General features: G+C 26.8%; 21 protein-coding genes. 4 read left to right on the top strand and 17 right to left on the bottom strand.

Going from position 1 to position 24,448, the window contains the following annotated elements; genetic code table 11:
• The first annotated feature begins 136 nt into the window (after positions 1 to 136).
• Together ACUN06_RS06010 and ACUN06_RS06005 are read left to right on the top strand one after the other, a co-directional pair.
• Entirely contained in the window at positions 137 to 895 is a 759-nt protein-coding gene (locus ACUN06_RS06010) for a threonine/serine exporter family protein (protein ID WP_294161001.1), read from the top strand.
• Positions 896 to 899: 4 nt separating this feature from the next.
• The gene (locus ACUN06_RS06005; RefSeq protein WP_412345929.1) at positions 900 to 1,355 is read left to right on the top strand and encodes a threonine/serine exporter family protein; all 456 of its coding nucleotides are present in this window, start codon (positions 900 to 902) and stop codon (positions 1,353 to 1,355) included.
• A 45-nt stretch (positions 1,356 to 1,400) separates the two neighbouring features.
• On the opposite strand, the gene ACUN06_RS06000 is transcribed toward ACUN06_RS06005, so the two are convergent.
• The 13 genes from ACUN06_RS06000 to ACUN06_RS05940 form a co-directional block, all read right to left on the bottom strand.
• A complete protein-coding gene (locus tag ACUN06_RS06000) occupies positions 1,401 to 1,544 on the bottom strand; it encodes a hypothetical protein (protein WP_291734821.1) in 144 nt (47 codons plus the stop codon).
• A 331-nt stretch (positions 1,545 to 1,875) separates the two neighbouring features.
• Positions 1,876 to 3,663, bottom strand: a complete 1,788-nt coding sequence (aspS, locus tag ACUN06_RS05995) for an aspartate--tRNA ligase (RefSeq protein ID WP_294397087.1) — start codon at positions 3,661 to 3,663, stop codon at positions 1,876 to 1,878.
• 21 nt (positions 3,664 to 3,684) lie between these two features.
• Complete coding sequence (gene hisS / locus ACUN06_RS05990; RefSeq protein WP_294160999.1) at positions 3,685 to 4,932, bottom strand: histidine--tRNA ligase; 1,248 nt, start codon at positions 4,930 to 4,932, stop codon at positions 3,685 to 3,687.
• Positions 4,933 to 4,936: 4 nt separating this feature from the next.
• The gene (locus ACUN06_RS05985) at positions 4,937 to 6,370 is read right to left on the bottom strand and encodes a coproporphyrinogen III oxidase (protein ID WP_294124424.1); all 1,434 of its coding nucleotides are present in this window, start codon (positions 6,368 to 6,370) and stop codon (positions 4,937 to 4,939) included.
• A 15-nt stretch (positions 6,371 to 6,385) separates the two neighbouring features.
• The gene (locus tag ACUN06_RS05980; RefSeq protein WP_294367134.1) at positions 6,386 to 7,003 is read right to left on the bottom strand and encodes an MBL fold metallo-hydrolase; all 618 of its coding nucleotides are present in this window, start codon (positions 7,001 to 7,003) and stop codon (positions 6,386 to 6,388) included.
• Positions 7,004 to 7,018: 15 nt separating this feature from the next.
• Positions 7,019 to 7,468, bottom strand: a complete 450-nt coding sequence (gene dtd, locus ACUN06_RS05975) for a D-aminoacyl-tRNA deacylase (RefSeq protein ID WP_294160997.1) — start codon at positions 7,466 to 7,468, stop codon at positions 7,019 to 7,021.
• Positions 7,469 to 7,477: 9 nt separating this feature from the next.
• A complete protein-coding gene (locus ACUN06_RS05970) occupies positions 7,478 to 9,655 on the bottom strand; it encodes a RelA/SpoT family protein (RefSeq protein ID WP_294160996.1) in 2,178 nt (725 codons plus the stop codon).
• A 112-nt stretch (positions 9,656 to 9,767) separates the two neighbouring features.
• Positions 9,768 to 10,286: an adenine phosphoribosyltransferase gene (locus tag ACUN06_RS05965; protein ID WP_291732172.1), complete on the bottom strand. Its 519-nt coding sequence runs from the start codon at positions 10,284 to 10,286 to the stop codon at positions 9,768 to 9,770.
• 74 nt (positions 10,287 to 10,360) lie between these two features.
• Positions 10,361 to 11,215 carry a DHH family phosphoesterase gene (locus tag ACUN06_RS05960; RefSeq protein WP_294367131.1) on the bottom strand — a complete coding sequence of 285 codons (855 nt, stop codon included), beginning with the start codon at positions 11,213 to 11,215 and terminating at the stop codon, positions 10,361 to 10,363.
• A gap of 299 nt (positions 11,216 to 11,514) precedes the next feature.
• Positions 11,515 to 12,387: a protein translocase subunit SecF gene (gene secF, locus ACUN06_RS05955; protein WP_294367129.1), complete on the bottom strand. Its 873-nt coding sequence runs from the start codon at positions 12,385 to 12,387 to the stop codon at positions 11,515 to 11,517.
• Positions 12,388 to 12,393: 6 nt separating this feature from the next.
• A complete protein-coding gene (gene secD, locus ACUN06_RS05950; RefSeq protein WP_294397075.1) occupies positions 12,394 to 13,647 on the bottom strand; it encodes a protein translocase subunit SecD in 1,254 nt (417 codons plus the stop codon).
• Between the two features lie 227 nt (positions 13,648 to 13,874).
• Positions 13,875 to 16,067: a DNA topoisomerase III gene (locus ACUN06_RS05945; RefSeq protein WP_294397072.1), complete on the bottom strand. Its 2,193-nt coding sequence runs from the start codon at positions 16,065 to 16,067 to the stop codon at positions 13,875 to 13,877.
• A 66-nt stretch (positions 16,068 to 16,133) separates the two neighbouring features.
• The gene (locus ACUN06_RS05940; protein WP_294397069.1) at positions 16,134 to 17,444 is read right to left on the bottom strand and encodes an MATE family efflux transporter; all 1,311 of its coding nucleotides are present in this window, start codon (positions 17,442 to 17,444) and stop codon (positions 16,134 to 16,136) included.
• A 163-nt stretch (positions 17,445 to 17,607) separates the two neighbouring features.
• Here ACUN06_RS05940 and ACUN06_RS05935 point away from each other — a divergent pair, with 163 nt between their 5' ends.
• The gene (locus ACUN06_RS05935; RefSeq protein ID WP_449390214.1) at positions 17,608 to 19,620 is read left to right on the top strand and encodes a penicillin-binding transpeptidase domain-containing protein; all 2,013 of its coding nucleotides are present in this window, start codon (positions 17,608 to 17,610) and stop codon (positions 19,618 to 19,620) included.
• 635 nt (positions 19,621 to 20,255) lie between these two features.
• Here ACUN06_RS05935 and yqeC read toward each other — a convergent pair.
• The 3 genes from yqeC to ACUN06_RS05920 all read right to left on the bottom strand — a co-directional run bounded on the left by yqeC (position 20,256) and on the right by ACUN06_RS05920 (position 22,015).
• Positions 20,256 to 21,008: a selenium cofactor biosynthesis protein YqeC gene (gene yqeC / locus ACUN06_RS05930; protein WP_449390213.1), complete on the bottom strand. Its 753-nt coding sequence runs from the start codon at positions 21,006 to 21,008 to the stop codon at positions 20,256 to 20,258.
• A 171-nt stretch (positions 21,009 to 21,179) separates the two neighbouring features.
• Positions 21,180 to 21,377, bottom strand: a complete 198-nt coding sequence (locus ACUN06_RS05925) for a hypothetical protein (RefSeq protein ID WP_294162249.1) — start codon at positions 21,375 to 21,377, stop codon at positions 21,180 to 21,182.
• A gap of 14 nt (positions 21,378 to 21,391) precedes the next feature.
• Complete coding sequence (locus ACUN06_RS05920) at positions 21,392 to 22,015, bottom strand: HAD family hydrolase (RefSeq protein ID WP_294124431.1); 624 nt, start codon at positions 22,013 to 22,015, stop codon at positions 21,392 to 21,394.
• Between the two features lie 184 nt (positions 22,016 to 22,199).
• On the opposite strand from ACUN06_RS05920, the gene ACUN06_RS05915 reads away from it, so the two are divergent.
• A complete protein-coding gene (locus ACUN06_RS05915) occupies positions 22,200 to 22,796 on the top strand; it encodes a hypothetical protein (protein ID WP_449390212.1) in 597 nt (198 codons plus the stop codon).
• Between the two features lie 117 nt (positions 22,797 to 22,913).
• Here ACUN06_RS05915 and glgA read toward each other — a convergent pair whose 3' ends face one another.
• On the bottom strand, positions 22,914 to 24,368 hold the full coding sequence (gene glgA, locus ACUN06_RS05910) for a glycogen synthase GlgA (protein WP_449390211.1): 1,455 nt from the start codon (positions 24,366 to 24,368) through the stop codon (positions 22,914 to 22,916).
• Positions 24,369 to 24,448: the final 80 nt, after the last annotated feature.

Raw genomic sequence — 24,448 nt, 5'->3', positions numbered from 1 at the left:
CACCCCAATTATCTTTTTATAAAATTATAAATATAAATTGTAATTTATTCAACTACTTTTTCATAATATTCTACATTTATGATTTTTATTGTGGTATAATACAAAAAATATTATAAAAAAATAGAGGTTTTACGTTATGAATGAAATACTTCAAGTTGCAATGTTTGCAGGTCAAATGATATTAGAAAATGGAGGAGAAACTTACAGAGTAGAAGAAACTATTTGGAGAATTTGTAAAATATACGGTGCAGATGAAGCTGAAAGTTTTGCAACTCCAACTGGAATTATGGCTTCTATTTGCCATCAAGGGAAAACTTATTCTTTAACTAGACGTGTGTCAAATAGAACAGTAAATTTAGATAAAATCGATAAAGTTAATGATTTATCTAGAAGTATACAATCAAAAAAATTATCTGTTTCTGATTTTAAAAGGGAATTAGATAAAATAAATAATCTTAATACATATTCATTTCTTATAGTTATACTTTTTTCTGGATTAGCTGCAGGATCATTTTCTATTTTGTTTGGCGGTAATTTTAAAGATGCATTTTCAGCATTTTTAATTGGCTTGCTAATCAAAGGCTTAGCATTAAAATGGAGTGATGTTGGAATTAATACTTTTTTCATAAATAGCATTTGTGGTGGAATCACTGCTTTACTAGCTATAATTTTCTTTAAATTAGGAATATCAAGCCAGATAAATCAAACTATAATAGGTTCTATAATGCTTTTAGTCCCTGGGTTAGCTATTACTAATGCAATTAGAGATACAATGTCAGGAGATTTACTTTCTGGAATTATAAGGGCTTCTGAAGCATTTTTAGTTGCCATTTCTATTGCTGTTGGCACTGGTGCTGTATTAAGCTTTTGGATATCTAACTTAGGAGGAGTTTAAAATGATTTTATTTGTTACTTTTATTTCTTTTTTTGCAACACTTGGATTTGCTGTTGGATTTAATATACGCGGTAAAAAAATATTTTTTGCTGCGTTAGGTGGTGCAATAAGCTGGTTCTTTTATTCCTTACCACTTGAATTAGGATTTTCAGAAATTAACTGCCTATTTATTTCTTCAGTAATATTTAGTACTTATAGTGAAATATTAGCTAGAATATTTAAAACACCCGTAACTACTTTTATAGTTTGTGCTTTAATTCCACTTGTTCCTGGTAGTGGAATGTATTATACAATGCGTGAAGCCATTTCAGGAAATGTTTCTAAATCTTTAGAACTAGGTTTAAATACTTTGGCAAGTGCAGGTGTATTAACATTAGGTGTATTATTTGTTTCTACAATTACCCGCTTAATACTTAGCAATAAACGAAAAAAAGAACAAAAGGTATTTGCTCAAAAATAAAAATAATCTCAACAGATGCTTGTTGAGATTATTTTTATTTTCTTATTACTTTTTATGTTTTAATTGTTTATATATTTTAGCATTTGTAATCAAATCCTTTAAATCTTCTGCCATCTCCATAAGTACATTACTTTTCATTTTAGCCTTACGTAACCTTTTGTTTACTTTTTTCATCATTTTATTTTTCATAAATGATTCCTCCTTCAGTAAATATGGACATATTATTTACATCTATTATTTTAATCAAAAAACATTTTTTTATCCTAAGAATCTACTCATAACTTTTTAATAGAAATTAGAAAATTAATTTTGTTTTATCATAAAATATATTCTTAAAGTTAATTATCTTATTTATCAATAAAATAAATTTTAAAGGCTCTATTTATAATACTAAGTTATAAAACATAACTAAAAGGGGCTGTCGCACTAAAACTTTTATACACAATATATTGTTTTAAAAAATAAAAATTAATACAATATATTGTAGTATTTATTCTTAATGCGACATCCCCTTTTAAAATTACTCTTTATCTGTTGATTTTATAATTAAACCTAATTCATCAATTTGCTTTTGATCAACAACATTTGGTGCTTCACTTAAATAACAGTAAGCATTTTGATTTTTAGGGAATGCAATAACATCTTTAATGTTTTCAGTTCCTGCTAAGAACATTATCATTCTATCTAATCCAAATGCTAATCCTCCATGTGGTGGTGGACCAAATTTAAATGCATCTATTAAGAATCCAAATCTTTCATAAGCAGATTCTTCAGTAAATCCTAAAGCTTTAAACATTCTTGTTTGAAGTTCAGAATCATGAATTCTTATAGAACCTCCACCTAATTCTTCACCATTTAATACTAAGTCATATGCCTTAGATCTAACAGCTCCAGGATTTGTTTCAATCATATCTAAATCTTCATCCATTGGTGCTGTAAACGGATGGTGCGCTGCATGATATCTATTTTCTTCTTCGTTATATTCAAATAATGGGAATTCAGTAATCCATGTAAAGTTAAATTCTTCTTTATCTTTAATTAAATCAAATTGCTTAGCAAGTTCTAATCTTAATGCTCCTAAACTTTGGAATACTACTGAATTTTTATCTGCAACAATAAGTATTGCATCCCCTATTTCAGCTCCCATAGTCTTAATTATATTTTCTGTAACATCATCAGCTAAGAATTTAGCTATTGAAGATTTAATTCCATCTTCCTTAAGTTGAATCCAAGCAAGCCCCTTTGCTTTATAGCCTTTAACAAAGTCAACTAATTTATCAAGAGGTTTTCTTCCTAAATCGGCTCCACCTTTTAAGCATAAAGCTCTAACACTTCCTCCCATTTCTAAAGCAGATTTAAATACTACAAAGTCCATCCCTTTAACACAATCAGTAATATCAGTAATTTCCATACCAAATCTTAAATCTGGCTTATCTGAACCATACTTTTCCATTGCCTCTTTAAATGGCATTCTCTTAATTGGAAGTTTAACTTCATGACCTAAAACTTCTTTAAATACATGAGCAATTAATCCTTCATTTAATGCCATAACATCATCTTGCTCAACAAAACTCATTTCTAAGTCAATTTGAGTAAACTCTGGTTGTCTGTTAGCTCTTAAATCTTCATCTCTAAAACATTTAGCAACTTGATAATATTTATCAAATCCTGATACCATTAATAATTGCTTAAATATTTGAGGTGATTGTGGAAGTGCATAAAACATTCCTGGATAATTTCTTGATGGCACTAAGTAATCTCTAGCACCTTCTGGAGTACTCTTGTTTAATATTGGAGTTTCTACTTCTAAAAATCCATTATTATCAAGGTAATCCCTAACAGCCTTTGTAGCTCTATTTCTTATCATAAAGATTTTTTGCATATCTGGTCTTCTAAGATCTAAATATCTATATTTTAATCTTATATTTTCAGCAGCATCTAATCCCTCTTTAATATATATTGGTGGAGTTTCTGATTCTGATAAAACCTTTATGCTTTCACATTTTAATTCTACCATTCCAGTTTCCATAGCAGTATTTGGAGCTTCTCTTAAAACAACTTCTCCAGTTACAGCTATACAATATTCTGGTCTTACTGCTTTAGCTTTTTCAAAGCTTTCTGCATTAATTTCTTCACCAAAAACTATTTGCATAATCCCAGTTCTATCTCTAAGGTCTATAAATTGAAGCCCTCCTAATTTTCTATTTCTTTGAACCCAACCCATAAGAGTTATTTTTTCTCCTACGTTTATTTCTCTTGGTTCACCACACATCATGGTTCTTTTTAATCCATTTAATGCCTCACCCATAGTGCTATTATTTCCTCCTAACTATTTAATAGCCTTAGCTATTTCTTGTATATTATCTAAACTTACCTCAAATTGTTCTCCATCGCTCATTCTCTTAAGCTTTATTAATTTATTTTGAAGTTCGTCATCACCTAAAATTGTTGTAAATGCAGCACCAATTTTATTGGCATATTTCATTTCAGCCTTCACACTTCTACCCATATGATTTACTTCTGTTTTTACACCAGCTTCTCTTAATTTATTAGCTAAAGTAAATGCTTCAAATTTTGCATTATCCCCTCTAGCACCTATATATAAATCAAATAGTTTCTCATTTGGAATTTCTATTCCTTCTTTTTCTAGTATCATTATAAGTCTTTCAATTCCCATACCAAAACCAACTGCTGGCATCTCTGGTCCACCTAATTGTTCTATAAGCTTATCATATCTTCCGCCACCACAAACAGTAAATTCATCATTTAAAATTTCAAATATTGTTTTAGTATAATAATCTAAACCTCTTACTATTCCTGGATCAACTGTAAATGGTATATTTAATGCTGTTAAATACTTTTTAACTGAATCAAAATGAGTATCACATTCTTCACACATGTAATCAAGTATTATTGGCGCATTTTTAGTTATTTCCTTACACTTTCTTTCCTTACAATCTAAGATTCTCATTGGATTTTTTTCAAATCTTGATTGACATAATGGACATAAATTATCAAAGTTTTCTTTTAAATAATTTTTTAATGCTTCATTATAATTTGGTCTACATTTAGAACATCCTAAATTATTTATATTTAGGCTTAAACTTTGTAATCCTAAAGTTTTTAAAACTTGTATTGCTAATGTAATTACCTCTGCATCCATAGATGGTTCTTTTGAACCATATACTTCTGTTCCAAATTGATGGAATTGTCTAAATCTACCCTTTTGAACATTTTCATATCTAAAACATGGAGTTATATAATAAAGTTTTGTTGGTTGTGCTTCATTAAATAATCTGCTTTCTATAAAAGCTCTTCCGGCTCCCGCTGTTCCTTCTGGCTTTAAGGTAATACTTCTATTACCTTTATCATTAAAAGTATACATTTCTTTTTGAACTATATCAGTTGTGTCTCCAACACCTCTTGCAAATAGTTCAGTATGTTCAAACATAGGAGTTCTAATTTCTCTCATCCCATAATATTTTGACACATCCCTAAATGTTTTTTCAACAAAATGCCACTTATATGCATCTTGTGGCAACATATCTTTCGTTCCTTTTGGAGCTTGCATTTCCATTTAATTATTCCTCCCCTTTTAGATAAAGACTATCTAATAAATTAATTTTACCTTGAATCATTTCATCTATTCTATTGCAGTATTCCTTAATATCTTTGATATTAGCAAATCTTTCTATTCTATTTTCATCTAAAAAAACAACTTTTGAAACCGCATCTGCACCTAAAGCAATTATTGTTTGCTTATCTTCTATCATTTCAATATTATAAATACATTCTGCCCCTTTTCTAGAATAACCTAAGTTCTCCATATTTCCAACCATATTTTTTTGTCTATACATATAATATGGATGTAAGCCTAATTCTTGAGCTAATATTCTACTTTCTTCATACATTTGTGCCAATTCTTCTTGCTTTTTTACTTGAATTCCCTTTTTAAGAATAAAATTTTCATAAAGAATAGATGCTCTTTTTAAAGAAAGTCCATGAACTGTTAAACTATCCGGTTTAAGCTTTAATATTTCATTTTTTGTATGAAGAACTTCTTTAATTCCTTCACCTGGAAGTCCTATTATCATATCCATATTGATATCATTAAATCCCATGCTTCTTGCTAAATTAAATTTTTCTATAACTTGTGCTGAAGTATGACCTCTTCCTATCATTTTTAAAGTATCATCATTCATAGTTTGAGGATTTATACTAATTCTTGTAACATCATAAGTTTTCATTGTTTGTAATTTTTCACTTGTAATACTGTCAGGTCTTCCACATTCAACAGTAAATTCTTTTAAATTTTTATCTTTAACGAAAGCTTCATATACTTCTTTCATAACATCCTCAAATTCTTCATTATTTACTGCTGTTGGAGTTCCTCCACCAAAATATACAGACTCTATATTAAGCTTTCTATCATTAACATACTTTTTCATTGCACTAATTTCTTTAATTAATGCTTGTAAATATGGATTAACAAGCTTTTTATTACCTACTATAGGATTTGCTGCAAATGAACAGTAAAAACATCTTGTAGGACAAAATGCCATACCTATATAAATTGCAATGCTGTTGCTTTCTTTATTCACAAATTTTTCTTCTGTTTTTGCAATTTCAATACATAATTTTGCCTTTTTTTTACTAGCTAAATGTTTTATTTCAAAAATTTTAATAATTTCTTCTTCTGTTTTTCCTTCTTCTAAATATTTAAGTGCAATTTTAGAAGGTCTTATTCCAACTAAAATCCCCCATGGATATTCTTCCTTTGTAAGCTCTTTTAATGAAGAAAATACTAACTTTTTTATATCTTCCTTAATATTTTCAAGAATTTTTGATTCATTATAGTATTCACCATACTTAAATTCTATTTTTCCATCTAAAATATTAACAATATAATCTCCATCATCTAAAAATTTAATTTCATCTAATGGAAAATAAATATTAAACATTTGATATACATCATATCTGTATTTCATGTTATTTAATTTAATTTTTATTTCCATAATATCTCCTTTTATTTAGAAAATATCAAATTCATCTTTTAGGAATGGATTATTTAATCTTTCAAAACCAATACTTGAAGATTCCATATGCCCAGGATAAACTTTTATATTATCATCTAAAATCATTAACTTTGTTTTTATTGAAGTTATAAGTTCATTAAAATTTCCACCTATAAAATCACTTCTTCCTACAGAACCCTTAAATAAAGTATCTCCTGTAAACAACGCATCCTTATATAAGTAACACATTCCTCCCTTAGTATGTCCTGGAGTATGAATACATTTTATTACACCATCCCCAAATGGTAAAGTATCACCATCTTCAACCAAATTATATTTTTTAGGAAGTGCTCCAAATACAGTTTTATCATTTTTCATAAAGTCAATTTCATTTTTATTCATATAAATAGGTGCATTATATTTTTCTGCTACTTCCTTTAATGCTTCTACATGATCAAAATGTCCATGAGTTAATACTATATATTTTACATTACAATTTAATAAATCAATATTTTTAATTAAAATATCTCCATTTCCACCTGGATCTACTATACATGCATCTCTACTTTTTTCATCTACTAAAACATAAATATTTTCTTCATAAATTCCTAAAGGATATGTTTTAATTACCATATTTTCACCTCATCATCAAAAATTTTTACTGCTATCTAATAATATAGTTACAGGTCCATCATTTTTAATATCTACTTTCATATCAGCACCAAATATTCCTGTTTCTATCTTTAACCCTGTTTCTTTCATGCTTTCTATAAACTTATCATAAAAAACTTTTGCTTCATTTCCCCCTAAAGCATTCATGAAGTTTGGTCTTCTTCCTTTTCTAACATCTCCATATAAAGTAAATTGAGATATAATAAGAAGTTCACCTTGTATATCTGATAATGACAAATTCATTTTATTATTTTCATCTTCAAATACTCTAAGATTTATCAATTTATCTTTAATATATTTCATGTCTTCTTCTGTATCTTCTTTAGAAATACCAATAAGAACATTAAAGCCCCTATTTATTTCTCCTACTATATTCCCATCAACCTTTACATTAGAATATGTTACCCTCTGTACTACAGCTCTCATTTTTAACCTCTAATTATTCATTCTATATACATCTAAAACACCTGGAACTCTTTTAATTTTTTTCATTAATTCCTTTAATTGTTCTACAGTATCAATTTTTATCTTTATATTAATATAAGCTAAATTTCCTTTTGCACTTTTAGCATTTAATGCATTAAGTGGTAATTTACTATCCATAAGAATGTTCATTACATCTGAAAGTATGCCTGACTTATCTTCAGTTTTAACTTGAATTTCTGCCATATATGCAACGCCATTAGAAGTTCCCCACGATACATCTACAACTTTTTGAGGATCCTCTTTAATTAAGTTATTAAGATTTCCACAGTCTTTTCTATGAATTGAAACACCACGACCTTTAGTTATATACCCTAAAATATCATCTCCAGGAACTGGATTGCAGCATTTTGCAAATCTAACCATTAAATTATTTTCACCTTTAACTGTAACTCCATAACTAGTATATTTTTTCTTTTTCTCATTTTTTGAAATGTTTTCTTCAATAGCTTTATTTAAATTTTTATCTTTTTCATCTTTAGATAAATTTTCTTCTTTTAATTTTGCTATAAATGATGACGCAACAATAGCTCCAAGGCCAACTAAAGCATATAAATCATCCATGCAATTTATGTTATATCTCTTTATAAACTTATCATAGCTTTCACCTTTTGCAATATCTACATAATGAACTGATTGTTTTTTAAGTTCTTTTTCAAATACTTCTTTCCCTTTATTTATATTTTCTTCCTTTTTAGCCTTTTTAAACCAAGCTTTTATTTTACTTTTTGCCTGATTACTTTTAGCTATACTAAGCCAATCCATATTTGGCCCCTTAGAACTATTTGAAGTTAATATTTCTACTATTTGACCAGTTTTTAATTTATAATCAAGAGGAACTATTTTTCCATTTACTTTAGCTCCAATACATTTATTACCTATATCAGTATGTATTCTATATGCAAAGTCTATTGGTGTTGCACCATTTGGTAAATCAATTACAACTCCTTTAGGTGTAAATAAGAAAATTTCATCAGTAAAAAGATTTATTTTAAATCCTTCCATAAACTCTTCTGCATCCGATGTTTCCTTTTGCCATTCAAGCATATCTCTAAGCCATACAAGCTTGTTTTCAAATGATTTTCCTTTAGTATCAGAAGTATCTCCTTCTTTATATTTCCAATGTGCAGCAATACCATATTCAGCTGTTTTATGCATTTCAAAAGTTCTTATTTGAATTTCAAATGTCTTTCCTTGAGGCCCAATTACAGTAGTATGTAATGATTGATACATATTAGGTTTTGGCATTGCAATATAATCTTTAAATCTACCTGGAATCGGCTTATAAATTGTATGCACTATACCAAGAACTTCATAACAATCCTTTACTGAATTTACAAGTATTCTTATAGCAGTTAAGTCAAATATTTGTTCTATACTTTTATTTTTTGTAACCATTTTTCTATAAATGCTATAAAAATGCTTTGGACGACCATCTATATCAGAATCAATTTCAGCTTCTTCAAGCTTACTATATAAATCTTTAATTATTTGAGCTATATATGTTTCACGCTCCACTCTCTTTTCAGAAATTTGATGAACTAAATCATAATACTCTTCTTCATGAAGATATCTAAAACATAAATCTTCAAGTTCCCATTTAACCTTAGAAATCCCTAATCTATGTGCAAGTGGAGCATAAATATCTAATGTTTCTTTAGATATCCTTTTTTGCTTTTCTTTAGGCATATATTTTAATGTTCTCATATTATGTAATCTATCAGCTAACTTAATTATAATTACTCTAATATCACTTGCCATAGCTAAAAGCATTTTCCTAAAATTATCAGCTTGTTGTTCTTCCTTAGATTTATACTCCATTTTAGTAATTTTAGTAACACCACTAACTAAATTTGCAACTTCTTCACTAAATATATTTTTTATATCATCATAAGTATAATCTGTATCTTCTATAACATCATGAAGTAATCCAGCAACTATAGTGCTAGTATCCATACCAAGCTCCGCTAAAATAACTGCTACATCTATTGGATGAATTATATATGGCTCTCCTGATTCTCTCTTTTGTTCTTTATGCGCTTCATAAGCTAAATTAAATGCCTTATTAACAATATCTAAGTCTACATTTGTACAGTTTTCTTTTATTTTTTGTAGCAATATATCAACCATTAGGCTCCTCCCTCTTACATATTATAAGAATTTTACTTAAAATTTATGGCTGGTTAAATAAACCAGCCACCTTTACATTATTATATATTAAAATTTAAGGTATTTCAACAAATTAAATATCATATTGAACAAGTGACATTACTTCATATCCTTTTAATTTATCTCTTCCTTTTAAATCTGTTAATTCAATTGCAAAATCTAATGCAACAACCTCTCCACCAGCTTTTTCAACTAATTTTGTTACAGCTTTTATAGTTCCACCAGTAGCAAGTAAATCATCTACTATTGCAACCCTTTGACCTTTTTTAATTGCATCTTTGTGAATTTCTAAAACATCACTTCCATATTCTAAGTCATATTCCATTGAAATTGTTTCAAAAGGTAATTTCCCTTTTTTTCTTACAGGAACAAATCCAATACCTAATGCATATGCAACTGGCACCCCAAAAATAAACCCTCTAGCTTCTGGTCCTAATATTACATCTATATTTTTATCTTTTAAATGTTTTGCCATAGCATCTATCGAATATTTAAATGCTTCTCCATCTGCAATTAAAGTTGTAATATCCTTAAAACTGATACCTGGCTTAGGAAAATCTTCCACTATTCTAATGCTTTTTTTAAGATCCATAAAAAATCCTCCATATTTGCTTATTATTGTACTTATAATTCTATTTATTATATCCATTTATTATTGTAATTATATTATACATTTTCTTTAGACTTATTCAAATACTTAGTTATTTGTTCCGCTCTTTCTTTTCTATTAGTAATTAATAATTCTATTATAATTCTAGCATTATCTGTCATTGTAACAACATTAATTGTTGGCGTAATAACATCTATAATTTTATCTATACTTTCATCATTTATAACAATCATATTATAAAAATCCATTATAGACCTTAATCCATAATTATTTGTATTAATTAAAAATTTCATTCCCTCTTTTATAAAAATAAAATTCTCACCCTTTTTAGGTGTACTTTCCCACTTTTCACCTATTAAAATTAAATCCAAATACTTATTAATACTTTTAATATTATAATAAGTTGCAATTGCTTGCATTAATTTAAAAGTTAATCCACTAATTGATAAATTTTTATACCTATATTGACACCCCTTTTGATTAGGATTTACATATAGGTAATTACTATTATGATTTACATCTTTATTTTCTATAACTATCAAATCTATACCAAGATTTTTACAAAGCTCTTCTTCTTCTTTTGATTTTAAATCTATTCCTAAGGCTATAAGTAATTCCCCACCCAAAAAGTGTACATTATTAATTATATCCTCACTCATAATTTTCGATTTATCTGAAGCCTCATCATGGACTACGTATTCAATATCTGCATTTAAATATTTCAAAACCAGTATAAGGGATGAAATAGCACATAATCCATCTACATTCGGTATCCCATAAACAACAATTTTTTTCCTATTATTAATTGCTGATACCATATGCTCTATTGCTTTATTCATATCTTTAAGTATAAAGGGATTATATCCACTTATGTAATTTGGACTATATATACTTTCCCAAAACTTACGCATGACAAACTCCTCCACATTAATAAGAAAACAACTATATTATAATGTAATTTGTTCTATATTACAAATGTTTTCTTAAAAATAATGGCATAATATAAGATTTTTCTTATGTTTTTTTATTCTTTTCCTTATTTTCTATTTTAAATTCAAATATTTTAACTTTATAAAATCCATATTAAACCTAATTTTTAAATTATTTCTTATGTAAGATTAAATTTTAATTCAAATATATTATATTTATAATAATACCTTACTAATATAATTAAAAAGAGAACCACTTATTTAAGTAGTTCTCTTTTTAATTATGCTGTTTTAACAGTTTTATTTTTATTCATTTTACCTTTTATAATAACCCATACAGGTGATGCTATAAATATTGATGAATATGCTCCAGCAGTTATTCCTACTAATAATGGGAATGAAAATTCTCTTACTGTTGGTACAAATACATTTACTGCTCCTATAACTATTAATGTAGTTAATGAAGTATTAATAGATCTTGCTAAAGTTTTATTAATACTTATGTTTGCAATTTCAGTTGGAGTACTTCTTCTCATACTATGACTATTTTCTCTTATTCTATCAAATACAACTATAGTATCATTTATAGAATATCCTACAATTGTTAACATTGCTGCAATAAATGAACTATTAACTGGTATATCAAATATTGCATAAACTGATAAAGTTATTAATACATCATGTACTAATGCTATAATAGCCGCAACACCAAAAGCAAATTCAAATCTAATTGCTATATAAGCAAGCATAGCTATACAAGCCACTAATACAGCTATTAAAGCATTTTTAGTTAACTCTCTACCAATTGATGGTCCTATTTGAGTTTGTGAAATTAATGCTGTATCTTCTAAAGAGTATTTTTCTTTTAAAGCCTTAAATAATTCTGATGTTTTTGTTTCATCTAATTCTGTTGATTTAATTTCATATTGAGTTCCTTCAACAGTTTTTGTTACTGCATCTGTAGCATATTCTTTAACTATACTATCAGCCTCTACTTTATCAAAATTTTCACCAAACTCAACAACAAGCTTAGTACCACCCTTAAAATCTATACCAAAGTTTAATCCTCTAGTAAACATTAAAACTACACCTATTAATATAATTGCAAGGGATATTGAAAACCAAATCTTTGACTTTTCTATAATCTTAAACATATGTCATTACCCCCTCTTTACTCTAAACTGCCAATTAGACTTTAATAGTCCCATATTAACGGCTAATTTCATTAATGACTTTGTTACTATAATAGCAGTAAACATACTTACTACAATACCTATCATTAAAGTAACAGCAAAGCCTTTTACACTACCTGTTCCCATAAAATAAAGAACAAGTGCTGCTATAATAGTTGTTACATTAGAGTCAATTATTGATGATAATGCATTGTCAAACCCTTTATCTACAGAAGTTTTAACAGACATACCATTTCTAAGTTCTTCTCTAACTCTTTCAAATATAAGTACATTAGCATCTACAGCCATACCTACTGTTAATAAAAATGCTGCTATTCCCGGAAGTGTTAATGCAACATCAGCTTCAACAAATACTAATAATGTTAAACAAACATATAGTGTTAATGCTATGCAAGCAATAAATCCTGGAACCCTATAATAAAGAATCATAAATATAAATATAATTCCTATTCCTATAAATCCAGCTTTAATAGCATTTGGAAGTGCTTCTGCACCTAATTGAGCGCCAACATTCTCAATTTGTATAGCCTTAACAGTTACAGGTAGTGCCCCTGCATTAATTAATCCAGCTAAATTTTTAGCTTCATCAATAGTTTTACTTCCTGTTATTATTGCTTCTCCACCAGAAATTACAGAATCAACTGTTGGTTCTGAAATTTTCTCATTATCCATATAGATATAAATTTTCTTTTTAAGATTATTTTTTGTTGCTTCTGCAAACTTTTCTTTACCTTCATCTGTTAACTTTAAAGTTACAACTGGTGTATTTGTTGTTGAATTAAGCATAGTTCCTGCTTCTGCAACATCTGAACCATTTAATAATTCATTACCACCTTCATCTTTAAAAGTTAAATTACCAGTTTTAGATAAACTATCAACTAAATCCTTTGAATCATATTTACCTGGAATTTCAACTCTTATTCTTCTATCTCCTTCTACTGTTACTGATGTTTCAGCAACCCCAAGCTTATTAACTCTTAAATCAATAAGCTGTCTTGTCTTTTGTACATCTTCATTTGATATATCTTCATCTTGAATTTCCATTAAAACTGAAACTCCACCTTGTAAATCAAGACCTTTAGTAATAGCCTTATTGAATGATTTAAATTCCCATCCTGCTATTTCAATACCTTTACTACCTATATAAGCAAATACAACAATAAAAATTAATATAAGACTAAATAGTATAGTACTTCTACCTTTTATATGTCTTTTTTTCATGGTTTTCCCCTTTCTTTTCTTTTTTGTTTCAATATCAATTATATTATGTATACTTTTCAATATCAAGTAACTTCAATTTTTTCTCTATTATATATATATATTTCAACTTTATTTCACTAAAAATTACTTTAATGTTTATTATTTTTTCTATTATATATGAAACTCAAATATCACTTTACATAAAAATAATATTACTACTTATAACAAACTATTAGTAAATAATACATTTATTTATCATCAAATTTAATATTTCCTAATAATGCTGCAAATGGATTGTCATTTACCTCCTCTGCTTCCCTTTGCATTTGTTTCATTATTCTTTGAGTTTCTTTCTTGTTTAATTTTTCTTTTTTATCAAATCTCTTTTCAAAAGAAGATGCCTTTTCTCTGAAATTACAATTTAATCCAGTACAAATATAAATTTTACCTTCTCCCTGACCTCTTATTTCAAGTTTCTTTTTACATTCAGGACATCGTGCATTAGTTTTTCTTGATACATTTTCTCTATATCCACATTCCCTATCTTGGCAAACATTCATAGTTCCATTCTTGCCCTTTACCTCTAAAAGATACTTTCCACAATTAGGACACTTCTTTCCTGTTTTATTATCATGAACAAATTTACTATTTGCTTCTTTAACATCTATAACCAATGAAGTTGAATATTTTTTCATTTCTCTTATAAAATTATCCCAATTCCTTTTTCCTTTTGCAATTTCATCTAATTGTCTTTCCCACTTTGCTGTAAGTAATGGTGATTTCAATTCAGTTGGAACTAACTCTATTAATTGTTTACCTTTAGATGTTGGCACTATATCTTTTCCTCTTTTTTCAATAACAAACGAACTAAATAATTTTTCAATAATATCAGCTCTAGTTGCAACTGTTCCAAGTCCTCCAGTTTCACCTAAAGTCTTTGCAGCTTCTTTTCCTACATTAATATATTTATGTGGATTTTCCATAGCAGATAAAAGAGTTCCTTCATTAAATCTTGCTGGTGGCTTAGTTTCTCCCTTATTTAATGAAACTTTTTCAATAACAAACTTATCACCTTTATTTAATTGCGGTAATACTTGTTCTTTTATATCTTCTTCATTTACCTCTTCTTCAACCTTATCATAAAGTTTCTTCCATCCCTTAAATATTATAACTTTGCCCTTTGCTATAAATTTCTCATTTTCAGCTTTAGCTATTATTGTTGTTTGTACATATTCAAATGGAGGTAATAAAACACTTAAAAACCTCTTAACAACCAAATCATATATTTTTCTTTCTTCTGATGATAAATTTGAAAGAATTGGCTTTTCCTCAGTTGGAATAATTGCATGATGATCACTTACCTTTGAATTATCTACAAAACTCTTATTTCCTTGTATCTTTTTTCTTAAAACTTCCTCTGCACTAATTTTATATTCTCCTATAGAAATTGCCTTAAGTCTATCTGGTAAAGTTGCTACAATATCTGTAGTAATATATCTTGAATCAGTTCTTGGATAAGTTAAAATTTTATGATTTTCATATAATCTTTGCATTATATTTAATGTTTGTTTTGCTGAATATCCAAAAATCTTATTAGCATCTCTTTGAAGTTCTGTTAAATCATAAAGTGCTGGAGAATATTTTTTCTTCTTAACACTATTAATATCTATTATTTCACCACTTGCACCATTTACCTTTTTAGATATTTTATCTGCAAATTCTTCATCAAATATTTTATTATTATTATCCTTGTTTATCCATGACAAAGTGTATCCCTTAGTTTTTGCATTAATTGTATAATAAACTTTTGGCTTAAAGTTTTTTATATCCTCTTCCCTTTGTACAATCATTGCTAACGTTGGTGATTGAACTCTTCCTGCTGATAATTGAGCATTATACTTACAAGTTAAAGCTCTTGTAACATTAAGTCCAACAAGCCAATCTGCTTCTGCTCTACATACAGCTGCTCTATATAAATTTTCATATTCCTTACCATCTCTTAAATTTTTAAATCCATCTAAAATAGCCTTATCTGTTTGAGAAGAAATCCACAATCTTTTAATAGGTTTCTTAATACCAACCTTTTCAATTATCCATCTTGCAACAAGTTCTCCTTCTCTTCCTGCGTCAGTTGCAATTACTATTTCGCTTACATCTCCTCTATTCATTTGCTTTTTTACTTCATTAAATTGTTTTGATGTTTTCTTTAATATCACTAATTTCATGTGCTTAGGCAACATAGGAAGTGTTTCCATCTTCCATTCCTTGTACTTATTATCATATCCTTCTGGATCCATTAAACCAACTAAATGTCCCATTGCCCAAGTTATAATATATTTATTTCCCTCTATATATGAACCTTTATTATTATTACACTTTAAAACCTTCGCTAAATCTCTTCCTACAGATGGCTTTTCTGCCAATACTAATATTTTACTCATTTTTAATCCTTCTTCCTATTAAAACTCTAACTAATTATATCATAATTCTTTAAAATCACATACTTTCTAAAGATTCCTTTTAATTTTAACTTCATAAATTAAGTAAGAACTTATTCCCTTTAAAATACTAGATACACAAATACTAATCCAAATTCCACTTATTCCAAAAGGCTTAATTAATAATATTGCTAATGGAATTCTAAAACTTGTGAATATAATACTAATTGTTGCAGGAATTTTAGGCTTACCTATACCAGTAAACATACCATTTGATATCATTTCAATAGCACTAAATATTTGTGAAAATGCTACTGCGCTTAAATAACTTGCTGCAATCACAGTTGTAGCTTCATCATTTATAAATATCCTAATTAATTGTTTATTAAATAAAAAAAATATTATAGCCATCAATATTGCATAGCTTATCCCAACTATCAATGCGCTTTTATATCCCTCTTTTATTCTTTTTAATTTTCCAGCACCAAAATTTTGGCCTGTAAAACTTGCTACTGCTCCATTTAAGCCTCCAATTATCATATATGCAATTGACTCTATTTGAACTCCTATTTTTTGAGCTGCAATTGCTTCTGCTCCAAATATAGCTATTATCTTAGCTAAAATAATATTTATAACAGTAAACAATACTCTTTGAAATGCCATAGGTGACCCAAGTTTTATTATTTCTTTTATTTTTTCAAAATTAATTTTTAAATTATATTTATAAGTAAGTATTTCATTTGCATTCATTCTAAATAAAATGAACATTATAATATTTGCTATTAAAGTACTTACTCCAGCTCCAACAACTCCAAGTTTAAATATATATATACATATAGGATCAAGAACTATATTTAAAGCAACACCAACCCCATTTATTTTAAATGCCAATTTGTTATTTCCAAAACTGCCCAATATCCTTGTATACATCATATTAAAAAATGCAAAAAATAAAATTGGTGCATTTAAAGCTAAATAATAATAAGCATTCTTTTCTACTTCACTATTATTTAAATTTAAAAATCCTATAAATTTTTCTCCTAACAAAATTAAAATCAATCCAAAAACAATACCTATTATTATATTTATCACTATTCCTGAATTAATATATTCTTTTATTTCCTTTTCATTCTTTTTGCCAACTGCATGTGCAACTTTTATTCCTGTTCCAATAACAACTAATGAGTTTAATGCATTTCCAATGTTAACATATAAACTTGATGAACCAATACTTGCAACAGCATGACTTCCAAGTTTTCCAACCCATATCATGTCAATTAAATTATATGTAAACTGCAAAAGCGAACTTCCCATTATAGGTAATGCTAATGCAGCTATAACAGCTATTACTTTTCCTTTAGTTAAATCTATTTTCTTCATACTATCTCCATTCTAAATTTGATATGTTGATTATATATATTTATCCTTAACTTATCAATATATTTTATAATGTATAAATTATTTTATTATATTAATTTATAATTTGGTATTTATTCTATTAAATGGTATAATAACCTATATTCATATTCTAAGGAGGATAATTATGAAAAAACTAAACAAATTACTTATATTATTATTTTTGATTTCAACATTGATATTTCAAATTAGTTGCTCAAACATAAACAAATATAATGAAGTATTTAATTCCTATATTGAAAAATGGATTTTAGGTGATTATGCTGGAATGTATTCACTTTTAACATCAGATTCTAAAAATTATATTGATGAAGATACCTTTATCAATAGATATAACACAGTTTATTCTGCACTTAAATTTAATAATTTAGAAATTTCTCTTAATAATGATCTTATTAAAAATGATGGTTATTATACTGCATCATTTACTTTAAGTGGAAACTGTATTGCTGGAGATTTCAGTTTTAATAATTTTAACTTAGATATTTACAAGGAAAATGATAAATACCTTATAAAATGGAATGAAAGTTTAATACTTCCTGAAATGATTAAAGGTGATAAAGTTTATGTAAAAACTTCAAATCATATAAGAGGTAAAATATTAGATAGAAATGGAAAAATATTAGCAGAAGATGGACAACTTTCAGTAGTTGGAATTCATCCCTCAAAATTTAATACAGAAAATCGTAATGAAAAAATTACTGAGTTAGCAAATATATTAGATATAAGTGAAGAAACTATCACTTCTAAATTGGCTGCAAATACCAATCCTGAATTTTTTGTACCCATAGTTAATATGACTTCAACAGATGAAAAATTGCAACTTCTTAGCAATAAAAGTGAAGATGGCATAATTATAAATAATAAAACATCACGAGTTTATTATGGTGGTGAAGCTTTTGGAAGATTAATTGGTTATGTAGGAAATATTACTGCTGAAGAACTTGAAAATAAAAGTAATGATGGATATACTTCAACAAGCTTAATTGGTAAAGCTGGAATAGAACAAGTTTTTGAAGATACTTTACGCGGTGAAGATGGAGCTGAAATTTATTTAAAAAGAAATTCTGAAGAAATAAGTATATTAAAAAAAGAAACCATTAACGGAACTGATGTTGAACTTACAATTGATTCAGCTTTACAAAATAATTCTTATGCTCAATTAAATAATGAAAAAGGTGCTGTTACTGCTGTTAATCCTATTACTGGAGAAGTTTTAGCATTGGTTAGTTCACCTTCTTATGATTCTAATATGTTTACTACTTATGTAACTAAAACTAAAGCTGCTGAAAGAGAATCTAATAATTATTCTGATACAATAAATAGATTTAATAAAACTTATGCTCCTGGTTCTACAATGAAACTTATAACTGCTGCTATTGGATTAAATACTACTTCTTTAAATCCTAATGAAAAAGTTGAAATAAACGGATTAAAATGGCAAAAAGATAGTAGTTGGGGGAATTATTTTATAACTAGGGTTGAGAATATAAGTCCTGTATCATTAAGAGAAGCAGCAAAATATTCTGATAATATTTATTTTGCTCAAACTGCTTTAAAAATAGGAAGTGAAGATTTAATTAATGGTATTAAAAGCTTTGGTATTGGTGAAAAAATGAATCTTGAATATCCTATGACAAATTCTAGTATTTCAAATACAGGAATTTTAAATAATGAAATTTTATTAGCTGATACTGGATATGGACAAGGTGAATTAATGGTTACACCTTTAAATATGGCACTAGCTTATAGCGCACTCGCAAATAACGGTAATATTATGACTCCACGATTAACTTTATCAAATAATAATACAAATGTTATTTGGAAAGAAAACGCTATAAAACCTGAACATTTACAAACATTAATAGATGACTTTTCTGCTATGGTAAATGATGAAGATGGACATGCTCATATAGCTAAAATTGAAGGATATAATATAGCTGCTAAAACTGGTACTGCTGAAATAAAGTCATCTCAAGATGATAATAACGGAACTGAAAATGGATGGTTTGTTGCTGTAGATACTACTTCTTCTAAATTGTCTATTGCTGTTATTATTGAAGATGTTAAAAATAGAGGTGGTAGTAGCATTCCAATTCCTATGGTTAAAAATATCATGGAAGAATATTTAACTAGATAGTTATATATTAAATAATATTAGAGGTAATGAAAAAATCATTTTAAGTTTCTTCATTATCTCTTTGTTTATAAATTTTACTACTCTTAATATAACAATAATTGAAATTTAATGGGCTGTCGCATTAAGAATAAATACTACAATATATTTTATTAATTTTTATTTTTAAAACAATATATTGTGTATAAAAATTTTAGTGCGACAGCCCCTTATATTCCTCTAATCTAATTCATTAATTTGAACAGTTTTTTCTTTAGCCTTTTTCTTTTGCTTAGGCTTTTTTTCATTTCTATTCTTAGCCAAATTAAAATTCACCTCCATAAAATTAATTAATTTAAAACTTCATAACAAAGAAGTCTAATAAAATTACATTAATTAGGTTACTCATTTTTATATAAAACAATACCAGTAATTAAATCCATAAAATGCATTGCCTAGAATTTATAATTCAAACTTTCAACATTTTTTACTATAATTATTTATATTTACTTATTTCTTATCTATAATAATCATATAAAAATTCATTAAAAGACTTAAATATTATCTATTGTTTTATATATTTAATTTTTAAAACAATTTAATAAACAAAATCACTAAAATATTCATTTATTAAAAGTATTTTCATAATAAATTAATTATTAATAAATTTGTTTATAGCTTGTAATTACACCCTTTATATTATTTTCATATAAATATTTGCATATTTCTTTTGCATAAATTAAAAGTTCATCATTATCAACTTTATTTATAATTGCCCTATATTCAGCATTAAAACAATCTTTAACATTTTTTCTTTGACCTTCTTCACTACCTAAAATATTAGCTATATCCTTAGTATTAATTTTATGATTATAATTTTTGCTTAAAACTTTGCATACTTGCTCTGGTCTATGACAAATTTTATTTATTGATTTAAATAAAGAATCTATCCCTGCAACACCAACAACCATTGTAGTCTTCTTTAAAATAACCGGCTCATAATTTGCAGGTGCCTTAAGTGGATGCATCCTTGCTCCATCAGCTTCAATAAGTAAAAAATCACATAAATTTATTAATTTTTCTGCCATTTTTTCTCCACCCCCTACAAATTTTCCATCTCTATCCTTAATTCCAACTGTAATTAAATTTTCACTTTTAAATCTTTCTATTATTTCATTTACATTACCTTTAAAATCTATAAAATCCTCTGGCATATGCATATGAGTAGTTGTTGTTACTACAACCTTTTTTCCTAATTTACTTAATTCTTTTGCTAAAGTATAAATTGATGTTGTCTTTCCTCCTCCTCCAACAAAAGAAATTATATTTTTTTCTTCAATATTTATTTCTAGAGCTTCATATAAGAAATTTTTTTGCTCTACTTCATAATTTAAATAATTAAAAATTTTCATATTACTTCCTTATATTTAAATATTATCTATATTAATTGTATAAACTTTTCCCATATTTATAAATATATTTTTTAATTAATTAAAGGATGTAAAAGATTTATTATAAAACAATCATTCTACATCCTTTAATTAAAATACTATTTATACAAAAATAATTATATAAAAGATAAATTATTCTTTATATAAATTATCTTCTAATATTTTATTTGCTAAAATTCCTATATTTACTTCTCTTGTATCCATATAAACATCGATTATTCTATCTACTAAAGTTACTTCAACATATTCAATATCTTTTCCATCATCATCTTTATATGTAATTATATCATAAGTAATTATCTCTTCTTTAAGCTTTTTTTTAGTTATCATTTCTTTCTCCTTAATTATATTAATTTCAATAATTCATTAAAAGATTTTATTGATTCATTATATTGCTCAACTTCTCCAAATCCATATTCTGCAAATATAAATGGTACCCCTGCAAATTTAGCTGCATTTGCATCACCTTGTGTATCACCTACATATATAGGATTCTTTAAATTATTTCTTTTAATGACTAATTTTATATTTTCTCCTTTTGTTAATCCTGTTCTTCCTGGACATTCATAATCACTAAAATACTTGTCTAACTTATGTGATTCAAAAAAGCTCTCAATATATCCATTACCACAATTACTAACAATAAATAACTTATGATTTTTATATAATTCCCTTAAAGTTTCCTCTAATTTATCATATAGTGTTGCACCATGCTTACTTAAATATTCATTTTCATATTCACAGCATTCATTTATTATTTTCATTTGCACTTTTGATTCTATTCCTGGAAATAATATTTCAGCTATTTCATCTAATAGTTTCCCCATACAAGGCTTTAAATCTTCTATGCTTACTTCTTTTCTTTTTAAATTATATTTAGATACTATGCTAGTCCATGTTTTAGATACTTCTTTTGTTGAGTCCCATAATGTTCCATCTAAATCAAATATTATACCATCAACCTTCATTTTTCTTCTCCTTAACCTTAGTTTCTTAATTATTATATCATTTTTTTATATTGTTATCATCATAACTTTACATTTATTACACTTAATAATATTTTAAATTAATTGTAACACATATAAAAAATATTAATAAACTATATTAATAAACTATATTGATAAACTATATTTTCACAACTATGGTGATATTATGAAAATTTTCAAAAACACAATATTTTATGCTCTTATTAAATGTTGGAAAGAAATAGCCATTAGTGACAAGGCTTTAATTATAATAATTTCTATTCTTTTAGTTCAATGTGTTTATAATTTATTTACACCTGAACCAGTGAGCAGCAATGAAATTACAATTTGTGTAATAGTTCGTACTACTGTAGCTTCTATTTTTGGATATTTTTTAAGTGAAAACTTTTTAAATCATAATAGAAGTCAACAAAAAAACTCTAAAACTGAAATTACTGTTACTTCAGATGATAATATTAATATAAATGATTATTTAAAAACTTCTAATAATAATAATAATAATAATAATGTTACTTCTAAATTTAAAACAAAAAACAAATCGGCTACTGTTCAAACAGAATCTAAATATTATATATGTAATAGAACTTTACAAGTGATTATTGCTTTAAGTGTCTGTATAATTACCTTAGGTTCATTGCTTATAGCACATGATTTTCATTTAATTTCTGAAGATACAAATCCAACAATAATTCAATTTAGGGATTTAATTGCTAGCTGCATTGGATTTTTATTAGGAAGTTCTAAAAATACAAATAAAATTTGATTCAAAAAAACATGGGGTTGTCTTACTAAAAATTTTATACACAATATATTATTTTAAAAAATAAAAATCAACACAATATATTGTAGTGTTTATTCTTAATGAGACATCCCCATGTTTTTACCATTCACCCATTAATCTTCTATAAAGCTTTGAATACTCTTGTGCTGAATTTCTCCAAGAATAATCCTTTTCCATTGCCCTAAAAGCTATTCCATTCCATTTATCTCTATGATCAAAATATATTTGCTTAGCATAATTTATTGTATTAAGCATTTCATGTGCATTATAATTTGCAAATGAAAATCCTGTACCTGAATCAGAATAAATATTGAAAGGTTCAACAGTATCTCTTAATCCACCTGTTTCTCTTACAATAGGAACGGTTCCATATCTTAATGCTATTAATTGAGTTAATCCACAAGGTTCAAATCTTGATGGAACAAGCATTGCATCAGCTGCTGCATATATTTTATGTGCCCTATTATTAGAGAAATAAATATTTCCTGAAACCTTACCTTTTAATTTCCATTCAAAATATCTAAACATATCTTCATATCCTTTATCACCAGTACCAAGCACTACTAATTGAGTATAATCATCTACTATTTGCTCTAATACATGTGCAATTAAATCTACACCTTTTTGATCTGTTAATCTTGATATTATACCAATCATAAACTTGTTATCATCTTGTTCTAATCCTAATTCTTGTTGTAATGCTCTTTTATTTATTTTTTTATTTTCTATGAAGCTATATTTATTATATTTACTAAATATTTCATTATCAGTTTCTGGATTATATTCATTATAATCAATTCCATTTAAAATTCCATATAATCCTCCACTTTTTTCTCTAACAACACCATCAAGTCCTTCACCATAATATTCACTTTGAATTTCATTTTTATAAGTATTACTAACTGTAGTTATATAATTAGCATAAATCATTCCGCCTTTTAACATATTAGCATCTTTCTTATACTCCATATCTGTTGGTCTAAATACATAATCAGGGAAATTAGTTATACTTTTCAATGTCTTTATATCCCAAATTCCTTGGAATCTTAAATTATGAATTGTCATAATAGTTTTTATATTATCATAAAAATGATTATCTCTAAATATACTGTGAAGATAAACCGGTAAAACTCCAGTTTGCCAATCATGACAATGTATTATATCAGGTCTAAAATTAATACTTGGTAACATGGATAAAACTGCTTTACTAAAAAAACAGAACTTTTCTATATCAAATCTAGTATCTCCATACGGAGTACTTCCATTAAAATAATGTTGATTATCAATAAAATAAAAAGTTATTCCATCATATTGAGTTGTTAAAACTCCAACATATTCACTTCCATTAACATCACCTAAATTCATATAAAAATGTGTAATATATTTAAAATCACTTCTATAATGCCATGGTATGCACATGTAATTTGGTATCACGACTCTTACATCAAATTCTTCTTTTGGAAATGATTTAGGAAGTGATCCTACAACATCTGCTAGTCCTCCCGTTTTAATAAAAGGCACACTTTCTGAAGCGACAAAAAGTACTTTTTTCATTTTTAAAAATCCCTCCATTTTTAATCTTTCATATCATGTACTTTACTTATCTATAATATTATTAACATAAATATCACTAA

It is taken from the genome of Clostridium sp. ETTB3, assembly GCF_053571985.1.
The sequence above is the reverse complement of the archived record's forward strand: the minus strand, read 5'-3'. Positions and strand labels throughout refer to the sequence as shown.